This is a genomic window from Streptomyces kunmingensis (assembly GCF_039533535.1).
In the GTDB taxonomy this organism is placed as follows: domain Bacteria; phylum Actinomycetota; class Actinomycetes; order Streptomycetales; family Streptomycetaceae; genus Streptomyces; species Streptomyces kunmingensis.
The window spans coordinates 1-13,888 of sequence record NZ_BAAATS010000038.1 but is presented as its reverse complement, the minus strand read 5'-3'; the positions used below and the strand labels follow the sequence as shown (position 1 = coordinate 13,888).

Sequence of the window (13,888 nt, the reverse complement as noted above, 5' to 3'; positions counted from 1 at the left end):
GCAGCGCGCCCTATGGACACCTTGCGACCCACGGACACTCCCGGCGCCGGGAGTGTCCGCGCCGTTCACCCCGGCCCCGGCAACCGCGACGAACCGGTCGCGATCGTGGGGCTCTCCTGCCGGCTGCCGGGGGCGGCGGATCCCGCCGCGCTCTGGCGGCTGCTGAGCGACGGGGAGTGCGCGGTCGGCCAGGTGCCCCCCGGACGAGAGCCGGCCGGCGGACGCTGGGGCGCGTTCCTCGAACACGTCGACCGCTTCGACGCCGAGTTCTTCGGAATCACCCCGCGGGAAGCCGCGGTCCTCGACCCGCAGCAGCGGCTCGTGCTCGAACTCGCCTGGGAGGCCGTCGAGGACGCCCGGCTCGTCCCCGACGAGCTGGGCGCCGGCGCGGCCGGGGTGTTCGTCGGCGCGATGCGCGACGACTACGCCCTCCTGCTGGCCCGCGCGGGCCGCGCCGCCGTCAACCACCACGCGATGCCCGGCGTGAGCCGTGGCGTCATCGCCAACCGCGTCTCCCACCACCTCGGGCTGCGCGGGCCCAGCATGGTCATCGACACCGGCCAGGCGTCCTCGCTCGTCGCGGTGCACACCGCGATGGAGAGCCTGCGCCGCGGCGAGAGCACCCTGGCTCTCGCGGGCGGCGTGAACCTCAACATGGCCGCCGAGACCGGTGCCGTGGTGGAGGAGTTCGGCGGCCTCTCCCCGGACGGGCACAGCTACACCTTCGACCACCGGGCCAACGGTTTCGTACGCGGTGAGGGCGGCGTCGTCCTCGTACTGCGGCTCCTCTCGGACGCCGTCGCGGCGGGCGACCGCATCCACGCGGTCCTGCGCGGCGGGGCCGTCAACCACGACGGTGCCGCCGAACAGCTGACCGTCCCCAGCCGGCCCGCCCAGGCCGAGGTACTGCGCCGGGCCTACGCCGCGGCCCAGGTCTCCCCGAACGATGTGCAGTACGTCGAACTGCACGGCACCGGCACACCCGTGGGCGACCCGGTCGAGGCCGCCGCCCTCGGCGATGTGCTGGGCAGCGGCCGCTCCACCACGAACCCGTTGCTGGTCGGCTCCGTGAAGACGAACCTGGGCCATCTGGAGGCCGCGGCCGGAGTCACCGGCCTGCTCAAGACGGTCCTGGCGCTGTCCCACCGGCGCATCCCCGCCAGCCTCGGCTTCGAGGCGTCCCACCCGGACATCCCGCTGGCCGAACTCAACCTGCGCGTCACGCACCGCGCGACCGAGTGGCCGGCGGCGGACCGCCCCCTGATCGCCGGGGTCAGCGCGTTCGGCATGGGCGGCACCAACTGCCACCTGGTGCTCTCCGAGGCGCCCGCGGCCCAGCCACCGGCCGCGCCCGTTCTGCCGTCGGTGGTGCCGTGGTTGGTGTCGGCGCGGAGTGCGGCGGGGTTGCGGGGGCAGGCGGCGGCGCTGAGCCCGCTGGGTGACTGCGATCCGGCTTCGGTGGGCTGGTCGTTGGCGACGACGCGGGCGCGGCTGGAGCATCGGGCGGTGGTGACGGGTTCGTACGGTGCGGCGCTGGGTGCTCTCTCGAACGGTGAGCCGTCGGCCCACGTGGTGTCCGGGACGGTGGCTCCGGTGGGCCGGCCGGTGTTCGTGTTCCCCGGTCAGGGTGCGCAGTGGACTGCGATGGGTGCTCAACTCCTCGATGAGTCAGCGGTGTTCGCGGGTGTGGTCGCCGAGTGTGAGGCGGCGATGGCGGGCCTGGTGGACTGGTCCGTCACGGATGTTCTACGGGGTGCCGATGGAGCGCCGTCGTTGGAGCGGGTCGATGTGGTGCAGCCCGCGTCGTTCGTGGTGATGGTGTCGCTGGCGGCGCTGTGGCGTTCGTACGGGATCGAGCCGGCCGCGGTGCTGGGCCACTCCCAGGGTGAGATCGCGGCCGCGTACGTGGCGGGGGTGCTGTCTCTGGAGGATGCGCTGCGGGTGGTGTGCCTGCGGAGTAAGGCGATTGCGGAGTTGGCGAGTGGTGCGGGCACGATGGCCTCGGTCGGTGCCGGTGTCGCTCGGGTGGAGGAGATCCTCGCTCCGTGGGGTGAGCGCGTGTCGGTCGCGGCGGTGAACGGCCCCTCCCAGGTGGTCATCTCCGGTGAGGTCGACGCGGTCGAGGAAGTGGTCGCCGGCTGCCAGGAGTTGGGGCTCCGGGCGCGCCGGATCGCCGTCGACTACGCCTCACACTCCGCGTCGATGGAGGTGTTGGAGTCCGATCTGGCTCAGGCGCTGGAGGGGATCACCCCACGGAGCGGTGAGATCCCGCTGTTGTCGACGGTGACGGGTGAGTTCGTCGACGGCACGGTGATGGATGGCGGCTATTGGTTCACGAACCTGCGTTCGCAGGTCCGGTTCGCCGAGGCGGTCGAGAAGCTGGCGGCCGACGGCAACAACGTGTTTGTCGAGGTCTCCTCACACCCGGTGCTGTCGGCGGCCGTGCAGGACCTGGCCGACAACAGCATCGTCACCGGTACTCTGCGCCGCGACGACGGCGGTCTGGACCGTTTCCATGCCGGGGCGGCCGAGTTGTGGGTGCGCGGCGTCGACGTCGACTGGACGGCGGCCTTCCCTGACCCGCGCCCGGCCACCGTCGACCTGCCCACCTACGCCTTCCAGCGCCGTCGTCACTGGTTCGACACCGTGGCTTCCCAAGACGGCGACGGAGAACCGGCCGTCGGCGTCGCGAGCGCCCGGGTGGCCGCGGCCCGGGACGAGGACGAGCGGGGGCGCATCCTGCTGGAGTTGGTGCGCACGCACGCCGCCGCGGTGCTCGGGCACACGGACGTCGCCGCGATACCGGCCCGGACACCGTTCAAGGACCTCGGTTTCGACTCGCAGTCCTCCGTCCTCCTGCGCAACCGGCTCCGCGCCGCGCTCGGCACCGACCTGCCGACCACCCTGCTGTTCGACCACCCGACCCCGGACCGGCTCGCCGGGCATCTGCGGCGGACCACCGGTACGCCGGGCGGCGACCAGGACGACGCGGCGGCGTCGGGGCCCGCGTCGTACGGCGAACCGATCGCGATCGTCGGCATGGGCTGCCGCTTCCCGGGCGGGGTCCGCTCGCCCGAGGACCTCTGGGAGCTGGTGCGCTCCGGCACGGATGCCGTGGCGCCCTTCCCCGCCGACCGCGGCTGGGACCTCGGACGCCTCCTCGCCGACCCGGACGCACCCGGCGGTTCCGCGGTCGCCGAGGGCGGATTCCTGTACGAGGCCGGGGAGTTCGACGCGGACTTCTTCGGCATCAGCCCCCGTGAGGCGCTGGCCATGGACCCGCAGCAGCGGCTCCTCCTGGAGACCGGCTGGGAGGCGCTGGAGCAGGCCGGGATAGACCCGTCCCGGCTCGGCGGCAGCCGAACCGGCGTCTTCATCGGCGCGATGCAGCAGGAGTACGGACCCCGGCTGTTCGAAGCCGCGGACGGCATGGAGGGCTACGCGCTGACCGGCACGACCGGCTCCACCGCCTCCGGCCGCATCTCCTACACCCTGGGCCTTGAAGGGCCCGCCATGACCGTGGACACCGCCTGCTCGGCCTCGCTGGTCGCACTGCACCTCGCGGTGCAGTCCCTGCGCAGCGGCGAGTGCACGCTGGCCCTGGCCGGCGCCGCGACGGTGATGGCGAGCCCCGGGATCTTCGTCGAGTTCAGCCGGCAGCGCGGTCTCGCCCCGGACGGGCGCTGCAAGGCGTTCTCGGACGAGGCCGACGGCACCGGCTGGGCCGAGGGCGTGGGCACCTTGGTGCTGGAGCGGCTGTCGGACGCGCGCCGCAACGGGCACCGGGTGCTCGCCGTGGTCGAGGGCACGGCGGTCAACTCCGACGGTGCCTCGAACGGTCTGACCGCGCCGAACGGGCCCGCGCAGCAGCGGGTCATCCGACAGGCCCTGGCCAGTGCGGGACGGCGGCCCGACGACGTGGACGCCGTCGAGGCGCACGGCACCGGGACCGTGCTCGGAGACCCGATCGAGGCGTCCGCGCTGATCGGTGTGTACGGGCGCAACCGTGCTCCCGAACGGCCGCTGTGGCTCGGCTCGCTGAAGTCCAACATCGGGCACGCGCAGGCCGCCGCGGGACTCGGCGGCATCATGAAGATGGTGCTCGCGATGCGGCACGGCCTGCTGCCGAGGACCCTGCACGCGCAGCGGCCCACCTCCCACGTCGACTGGTCCGGCGGCGCGGTGCGACTGCTGGCCGAACCCGTGCCGTGGACGGCGGGGGAGCGGACGCGGCGGGCAGGAGTGTCGGCCTTCGGGATCAGCGGCACCAACGCACACGTGATCATCGCCGATGCCGATGCCGATGCCGATGCCGGTATCGCCGATGGTGCCGCCGATAGTGCCGATGGTGCGCAGGACGCCGGGCCCGTCCTCCCCTACGTGCTGTCCGCCCGCACTCCGCAGGCCGTGCGCGAACAGGCACGGATGCTGCGCGCCGCGCTGGGCGTGAACACGACGGCGCGGCCCGCCGACGTCGCGTACACCCTGGCCACCGGGCGCGCCCGCCACGCCGAGCGGGCCGTACTGCTCGCCGACGGGCCGGCGGAACTGGACAGCGCCCTCGCGGCGCTCACCGAGGACGGCGAGCACGCCGGTCTGGTGCGGGGCACGGCCGCCGGCGACGACCGTGTCGTCTTCGTCTTCCCCGGCCAGGGCGGCCAGTGGCAGGGCATGGCAACGGAGTTGATCGACTCCTCGCCGGTCTTCGCGGCACGCGTCGACGCGTGCGAGGAGGCCCTGTCGGAGTTCGTGGACTGGTCACTCACCGACGTCCTGCGCGGCGCCGACGGCGCCCCCTCGCTGAGCCGCGTAGACGTGGTCCAGCCCGCGCTGTGGGCGACGATGGTCGCGCTCGCCGAGCTGTGGCAGTCGCAGGGCATCCGCCCGGCAGCGGTGATCGGACACTCCCAGGGGGAGATCGCGGCAGCCTGTGTGGCCGGCGCGCTGAGCCTGCGGGACGCCGCACGGGTCGTGGCCCTGCGCAGCCGCGCGCTCCTCGCCCTGTCCGGGCGCGGCACGATGGCCTCCGTACTCCAGCCCGTCGACCGGGTGGCCGAGCTGGTCGCACGGTACGACGGCCGGATCTCCGTCGCCGCGACGAACGGGCCCCGGTCCGTGGTGGTCTCCGGCGAGACCGAGGCGGTCGCCGAACTCCTCGCCGAGTGTGCGCGGCTCGACATCCACGCCCGCGCCGTCCCCGTCGACTACGCGTCCCACTCCGCCCAGGTCGAGTCCATCGAGCAGGAACTGGCGCGGCTGCTCGCCCCCGTCGCACCGCGCCGGGCCCGGGTGCCGTTCCACTCCACGGTCACCGGCACCGAACTCGACGGGACCGAGCTCACCGGCGACTACTGGTACCGGAACCTGCGCGGCACCGTGCGTTTCGAGGAGACCGTCCGCGCCCTCGCCGGCACGGGACACCGGATCTTCCTGGAGACGAGCCCGCACCCGACGCTGACCATCGGTGTCCGGCAGACGCTGGAGAGCGCGGGCGCCGACGACGGTGTCGCCGTCGCCTCCCTGCGCCGCGACGAAGGCGGCCCCGGCCGGATCCGCGAGGCGCTCGCCCACCTGCACGTCCACGGCGTGGAACCCGACTGGTCCGAGGTCTTCACCGGCCTCGGCGCCCGCGGGACCGAGCTGCCCACCTACCCCTTCGACCGCAAGCGGTACTGGTGGACGCCGCCCGCCCCGGCACCGGCCGAGGCGGACGGGCACCCGGCCGCGCCCTGGCGCTACGACACCGCCTGGCGGCCGATGCCCGACAACACGGCCGCCCAGGGCGGCAACTGGCTTCTCGTCGCGCGGAACGACGGCTCTGAAGAGGACCGCCGTGAGGCCGCCGAGGCGCTGCGCGGAGCCGGTGCCGACGTGGCGCTGTGCCTGCTGCCGGACGGTGAACCCGACCCGGACACGCTCGTCCGGGCCGCCGCCGGACGGCAGTTGACCGGCGTGCTGTCCCTGACGGCCCTGGACACCGGCGCGGACGCGGCAGGTGCGGCCGCCACGGTCACGCTGGTCCGCGCCCTGGCCCTGGCCGGCCTCACCGCACCACTGTGGTGCGCCACCCGCGGCGCCGTCACCACCGGACCCGCGGACCCGGCACCGCACCTCGCGGGCGCGGCGGTCTGGGCCGTCGGACGGGCCGCCGCCGTCGAGCACCCCGCCACCTGGGGCGGCCTGGTGGACCTGCCCGCGCACTGGGACGGGCGGGCCCGCGACCGGCTCGCCGCCGTCCTCACCGCGGGCCGCGACGAGGACCAGGTAGCGATCAGGGCCGCGGCCGTGTTCGCCCGCCGCCTCGTCCGGGCCCGGCGCCCCGCCACCGCACCGCGGAGCTACGTACCCCGCGGCACCGTCCTCGTCACCGGCGGCACCGGGGCCCTGGGCCGCCGGCTCGCCCGCCGGCTCGCCGACGACGGCGCCGACCACGTCGTCCTGCTCAGCCGCCACGGCGGGGACCCGGACGAGATGGCCGCGCTCACCGCCGAACTGCACGCCACGGGAACCCGGCTGACGGCGGCCGCCGGTGACGTCACCGACCGGGCCGCCCTGACCGCACTGCTGGCGGAGATCGGCCGGGACGCACCGCTGACCGCGGTGTTCCACGCCGCCGGCGTCTGCGAACTGGCCCCGCTCGCGGACCTCGCGGTCGAGGACCTCCCGGCGCTCCTGGCGGCCAAGACCGACGGCGCGCGCCTCCTCGACGAACTCCTCGCGGACACCCCGCTCGACGCCTTCGTGCTGTTCTCCTCGATCTCGGCCACCTGGGGCGTCGCCGAGCACGCCGCGTACGGCGCCGCGAACGCCTGCCTCGACGCACTGGCACAGCAGCGCCGCTCCCGCGGCCTGGCCGCCACGTCGATCGCCTGGGGACCGTGGAGCGGCGGCGGAATGATCGACCCGGAACGCCGGGACACCCTCGCCGCCACCGGACTACCCCTGCTCGACCCCGACCGCGCCCTCGATGCGCTGGGCCTCGTCCTCGACCACGACGAGACGGCCCTCGCCGTCGCGGACGTCGACTGGGACCGGTTCGCCCCCGTGTTCACGGCCGCACGGCCCAGTCCGCTGCTCACGGAACTCGTCACCGCCCCGGCCACCCGGCCGGGACCCGGCGAACGGACCGGGACCGCCTCCGCCCTGCACGCCCTCCTCGGTGAACTCCCGCCGGAGGAACAGCGCGAGCTGGCCCTGGACCTCGTGCGGGAACACACCGCGAAGGTGCTCGGCCACGGCGAGCCGAAGGCGCTCGCCGCCGACCGCGCCTTCAAGGACCTGGGCTTCGACTCGCTCACCGCCGTCGAACTGCGCGACCGGCTGGCCGCGGCCACCGGCACCCGGCTGCCCACCACCCTCGTCTTCGACCACCCGACCCCCGCCCTGCTCGCCGGCCACCTGCTCGCCCAGGCCCGCGGCGAACAGCCGGCGGACACCGGCGGCGCACCGGCCCGCGCCGCCGCCGACGAGCCGCTCGCCGTCGTCGGCATGGCCTGCCGGCTGCCCGGCGGCATCGCGAGCCCGGACGCCCTGTGGCGCCTGCTCATGGCCGGGGGCGACGCCATCGGCGGCCTGCCCGACGACCGCGGCTGGGATCTCGAGGGCCTCTACGACCCCGACCCCGACCGGCACGGCACCAGCTACACGCGCGCCGGCGGATTCCTGGACGGCGCCGCGGAGTTCGACCACGAGTTCTTCGGGATCTCGCCGCGTGAGGCCCTCGCCATGGACCCGCAGCAGCGGCTGCTCCTGGAAGCCTCCTGGGAGGCGGTCGAGAGCGCCGGCATCGTGCCGGGCGACCTCAAGGGCAGCGACACGGGAGTCTTCGCCGGGGTCCTGGCCCCGGACTACGGCAGGCTGCACGGCGTGCCCGGCGACCTCGAGGGCTACCAGGTGACCGGCGGCGCGCCGAGCGTGGCCTCCGGGCGGCTCTCCTACACCTTCGGCCTCACCGGCCCCGCGGTCACCGTCGACACGGCCTGCTCCTCCTCGCTGGTGGCCCTGCACATGGCGGCCGGCGCACTGCGGTCGGGCGAGTGCGGGCTCGCCCTGGTCGCCGGAGCGTCCGTGATGGCCACCCCCGCCCCGATGGTCAGCTTCAGCCGGCAGCGCGCACTGTCCACGGACGGCCGCTGCCGGTCCTTCGCCGAGGACGCGGACGGCTTCGGCATGGCCGAGGGCGTGGGCGTCCTGCTGGTGGAGCGGCTGTCGGACGCCCGGCGCAACGGACACCGCGTGCTGGCCGTCGTCCGCGGCTCGGCCGTCAACCAGGACGGTGCCTCCAACGGTCTGACCGCCCCCAACGGCCCCTCCCAGCAGCGCGTCATCCGCCAGGCCCTCAGCAGGGGCGGCCTGGACGCCGCCGAGGTGGACGCCGTCGAGGCCCACGGCACCGGGACCCGCCTCGGCGACCCGATCGAGGCGCAGGCGCTGCTCGCCACGTACGGTCAGGACCGGTCCGCGGACCGCCCGCTGTGGCTCGGCTCGGTCAAGTCCAACATCGGGCACACGCAGGCCGCGGCAGGCGTCGTCGGTGTGATCAAGATGGTGCAGGCGTTGCGCCGCGGCATCCTGCCGAAGACCCTGCACGCCGCCGAGCCCACGTCGCGCGTCGACTGGGAGACGGGCGCCGTCCGGCTGCTGGCCGAGTCCCGGCCCTGGCCCGCCACGGACCACCCGCGCCGGGCCGCCGTCTCCGCGTTCGGCATCAGCGGCACCAACGCACACGTGATCCTGGAAGCGGCCCCCGAACCGGCGGCCACCGACCCCGCCGAGCGCCCCGCCGGCGCCGTCCCGTGGATCGTGTCGGCCCGCGGCGCCGAGGCGCTGCGGCAGCAGGCCGCCGCCCTGCGCCCCCTGGTGGACACCGAGGAAGCGCCGGACGTGGCCCACGCGCTGGCGACGGCCCGCACCCGCTTCGACCACCGGGCCGTCGTCGTGGACGCGCTCGGACCCGCCCTCGACGCGCTGGCGGCCGGCGAGCCCCACGCGCGAGTCGTGTCGGGAACCGCGGGCCCGGTGGGACGGACCGTGTTCGTCTTCCCCGGGCAGGGCGCCCAGTGGGCCGGCATGGCCGTCGAACTCGCCCGCTGGTCACCGGTGTTCGCTCAGCGGCTCGCCGAGTGCGAGACCGCGCTGTCCGCCTATGTGGACTGGTCGCTGACGGAGGTCCTCGAGGGCCGGCCGGGTGCGCCGTCGCTGGACGCCGTGGACGTCGTCCAGCCCGTGTCCTTCGCCGTGATGGTGTCGCTGGCCGCACTCTGGCGCTCGTACGGGATCGAACCGGCCGCCGTGGTGGGGCACTCACAGGGTGAGATCGCCGCCGCCTGCGTCGCCGGAGCACTCTCCCTGGAGGACGCCGCACGCGTCGTGTGCCTGCGCAGCAGGGCGCTGACCGCCGTGACCGGGCACGGCGCGATGGCGATCATCGCCCTGCCCCCGGACGAGGCCGACGCGCTGCTGGCCCCCTACGCGGAGCGGCTGTCCGTCGCCGCGGTCAACGGCCCCCGTTCGGTGGTGCTCTCCGGCGACCGCGGCGCGCTGGAGGACCTGGCCCGCACCTGCGCGCAGCGCGACATACGGCTGCGGATGATCCCGGTCGACTACGCCTCGCACTCCGTGCACGTGGAACAGATCCTCGGTGAACTGACGACGCTGCTCGCCCCCGTCGCACCACGCCCGCCGCAGGTGCCGTTCCTGTCCACCGTCACCGGCGAGTGGATCGACACCGCCGCACTCGACGCCGCCTACTGGTGCGCGAACCTGCGCCGGCCCGTCCGGTTCGCCGAAGCGGTACGGACCCTGGCCGCGGAGGGCTTCGGCTGCTTCGTCGAGTCCAGCCCGCACCCGGTGCTGCTGGCCGCGGTCGAGGACAGCCTCGCCGGCCTCGTGGATCAGGAGGACGCCTTCGCCGTGGGCTCGTTGCGCCGCGGCGACGGAGGCGGCGAGCGGTTCCTGCTCTCGCTGGCCGAGGCATGGGTGCGCGGCGCGCCGGTCGACTGGGACCGGGCGTTCACCGGTGGCGAGCGCCCGCAAGTGGAGCTGCCCACCTACCCGTTCACGGGTGAGCGGCACTGGCTCGAGGTCCCCGCACAGGCTGCCGCACGCCAGGAACGGGCCCTCGTCGACAGCTGGCGCCACCGCGTCACGTGGACCCCCGTGCCGACCGGTGAGGCGGCGACGCTCACCGGTGACTGGCTCGTGGTGACGCCCGCGGAACCGGTCCGCGCGGCCCTGGTACGGGAGGTGCTCGCGGGACTCGCCCGGCACGGCGCGACCGTGCACGCACTGCCCGCGGCGGAACTCGCCCGGGGCAGCGCACGACTGCCGGACCGGATCGACGGCGTGCTGTCCCTCGCCGCCCTCGACGAGCGGCCCCACCCCGGGGAACCGGCGCTCAGCACCGGCCTCGCCGACACCGTCGGCTGCATACGCGTCCTCACGGAAGCCGCGTCGGACGCCCCGCTGTGGCTGGCGACCCGCGGCGCTGTCGGCACCGCCCCGGACGACCCCGTCCGGCACCCCGCGCAGGCCCAGGTGTGGGGCCTCGGCCTCGTGCACGGCCTCGACGAACCCGGCCGCCTCTGCGGGCAGATCGACCTGCCGGACCGGCTGGACGACGTACACCTCGCCCGGCTCGCCGAGGTCCTGTCCGGGGCCACCGGTGAGAGCGAGGTCGCCCTGCGCGACCAGGGCGCCGTCGCCCGGCGCCTGGTCCGGGACCCGGCGCCGGGCGCCGAGCCCTGGCGGCCTCGGGGCACCGTCCTGATCACCGGCGGCACCGGAGCGCTCGGCGCGCACGTCGCCCGCTGGGCGGCCCGCAACGGTGCCGCGCACCTCGTCCTGACCAGCCGCCGGGGCCCCGGGGCGCCCGGCGCCGCGGAGCTGCGCGAAGAACTGACCGGGCTCGGCGCCCGGGTGACGATCACCGCCTGCGACGCCGCCGACGCGGACCGGCTGGCCGCCGTCCTGGCCGCGATCGACCCGGCCGAACCACTGACCGCCGTCGTGCACACCGCCGGGCTCACCCAGCCGGAGATCCCCGTCACCGCCCTGTCCACGGCCGAACTCGCCCGGATCCTGCGCGGCAAGGCGGAGGGCGCCCGCCAACTGGACGCCCTGACCACCGGACTCGGCCTGGACGCCTTCGTGCTCTTCTCCTCCGGAGCCGGCACCTGGGGCGACGCGGGCAAGGCCGGATACGCCGCCGCCAACGCCTACCTGGACGCTCTCGCACAGGCGCGCCGCGCCCGCGGCGAAGCGGCCACGTCGGTCGCCTGGGGTGCCTGGGACGGCGGCGGCATGGTCGAGGGTGAGGTCTCCGACCTGCTCACCCGGCGCGGCATGCGCCTGATGCGGCCCGAGTCGGCCGTACGGGCACTGGCCCTCGCGGTCGGCCACGGCGACACCACCGTCGCCATCGCCCACTTCGACCTGGCCCGCTTCCTGCCGCTCTACACCATGACGCGGGACCGCCGTCTCGTCGCCGGACTCGTCGCGGCCCAGGAGGAGCCGGAACAGCAGAACCCAGACGCCGGGGACACCCGTCCCCGTCCCGGCGGTTCCGGCGCGCTCGCCGACCGGCTCGCCGGCCTCTCCGCGGAGGAGCGGGAGGCCGCGCTGGTGGACGTCGTCCGACGGGAGGCCGCCGCCGTGCTCGCGACCGGCCGGCCGGAGGAGATACGGCCGCGCCGGGCGTTCAAGGAGCTCGGCTTCGACTCCATGACGGCACTGGAGTTCCGCAACCGCCTCAACGCGTCGACCGGCCTCCGGCTGCCCGCGACGCTCGTCTTCGACCATCCCACCCCCGCCGCGCTCGCCCGCCACCTGCGGGACGAACTGGGCGGTGGCACCTACGACGTACTGGCCGACCTGGAGCGCCTGGCGGCCCAGCTGTCGGCACTGCCGGACGAGGAATGGACGCGCCTGGACCTGGCCGGCCGGCTGGGCGCCCTGCTGCGCCGGGCCGAACCGGCAGCGGAAACCGACGCCCCGCGGCAGGACCTCGCGGCGGCGACGAACGACGAGATCTTCGACCTGATCGACCGGGAGTTGGGCATCCGATGAGCAGCAGTGGTGTGGACGAACAGCGGCTGCGGGACTACCTGAACCGGGTCACCGCGGATCTGCAGGCGACCCGCAGACGAGTCCGGGAACTCGAGGACGAGCGGCGCGAACCCATCGCGATCGTCTCCATGGGCTGCCGCTTCCCCGGCGGGGCCGACACCCCCGAGGAGTTCTGGAAGCTGATCGCGGCCGGTGCCGACCTCGTCGGCGACCTGCCCGCCGACCGCGGCTGGGACCTGGCGGGCCTCTACCACCCGGACCCCGCCCACCCGGGCACGAGCTACACCCGTCAGGGCGCGTTCCTGCACGGCGCCGCCGAGTTCGACGCCGATTTCTTCGGGATCAGCCCGCGCGAGGCCCTTGCCATGGACCCGCAGCAGCGGCTGCTCCTCGAGACCTCCTGGGAGGTCGTCGAACGGGCGGGCATCGACGCGCAGACCCTGCGCGGTGAACGCGCGGGTGTCTTCGTCGGAGCGAGCCACCAGGGCTACGGAGCCGCCGTGCGCACGGCGCCGGAGGGCGTCGAAGGCCATCTGCTGACCGGCGGTTCGGGCGCCGTCCTGTCCGGACGCATCGCCTACACCCTCGGCCTCGAGGGCCCTGCCGTCACCGTCGACACCATGTGCTCGTCGTCCCTGGTCGCCCTGCACCTGGCCGTGCAGGCGCTGCGCAACGGCGAGTGCTCGCTCGCCCTGGCGGCCGGCGCGACCGTGATGGGCACCACCCGCAACTTCACCGAGTTCAGCCGCCAGTCCGGCCTCGCGGTGGACGGCCGCGTCAAGGCGTTCTCCGACGACGCGGACGGCACCGGCTGGGGCGAGGGCATCGGCGTACTGCTCCTGGAGCGCCTTTCCGACGCGCGGCGCAACGGACATCAGGTGCTGGCGGTGGTCCGCGGCTCGGCCGTCAACCAGGACGGCGCCTCCAACGGCCTCACCGCTCCCAACGGCCCGTCCCAGCAGCGCGTCATCCGCCAGGCCCTCGCCAACGCCGGTGTCACCGCGGCCGAGGTGGACACGGTGGAGGCCCATGGCACCGGCACCGCGCTCGGCGACCCGATCGAGGCGCAGGCACTCCTCGCCACCTACGGTCAGGGACGTGCGGACGAGGACCCCTTGTGGCTCGCCTCCGTCAAGTCCAACACCGGGCACACCCAGGCCGTCTCCGGCATCGCCGGGGTGATGAAGACGGTGCTCGCGATGGGCCACGGGTTGCTGCCCGCGACGCTGCACGCGCAGACGCCGTCGACGCACGTGGACTGGGCCTCGGGCGCGGTGGAACTGCTGACCCGGGCCCGCGACTGGGCACCCCGTGACCGGCCGCGACGAGCCGGGGTGTCGTCGTTCGGCGCCAGCGGCACCAACGCGCACGTGATCCTCGAGGAGGCGCCCGCCGCCCAGGACGAGCGGGAGGCGCCCGCCGCTCAGGACGAGCCGGCCGCGGACGCGGATGCCGTGCTGCCGGTCGTGCCGTGGCTGGTGTCCGCGAGGACGGCGTCCGCGCTGCCCGCGCAGGCCGGACGGCTGGCCGCCGGGACGGCGGACCTGGACGCGACGGACGTCGCCCTCTCGCTCGCCGTCACCCGCACGGGCCTGGAACACCGGGCCGTGGTCCTGGGCACGGACGCGGACGACCTGCGGACGCGTCTGGCGGCCCTGGCGGCCGGGGAACCGGCGCCGGGCACGGTGACCGGAACGGCCCTCGACGACGGCCTGACCGGATTCGTCTTCGCCGGTCAGGGTGGCCAACGGGTCGGTATGGGAGAGGAGTTGGCGGCTTCGTTCCCGGTGTTCGCCACTGCCCTGGACGAGGTGTGTGCGCA

The 13,888-nt window shown here is 74.9% G+C and carries 2 protein-coding genes; both read left to right on the top strand.

Going from position 1 to position 13,888, the window contains the following annotated elements; genetic code table 11:
* The first annotated feature begins 12 nt into the window (after positions 1 to 12).
* Positions 13 to 12,066 (top strand): SDR family NAD(P)-dependent oxidoreductase, encoded by a 12,054-nt coding sequence (locus tag ABD366_RS36900; protein ID WP_344443250.1) that lies wholly within the window; start codon positions 13 to 15, stop codon positions 12,064 to 12,066.
* Between the two features lie 11 nt (positions 12,067 to 12,077).
* Positions 12,078 to 13,888 (top strand): type I polyketide synthase (locus ABD366_RS36895; RefSeq protein ID WP_425577023.1); only part of this gene is annotated, 1,811 nt, incomplete at its 3' end.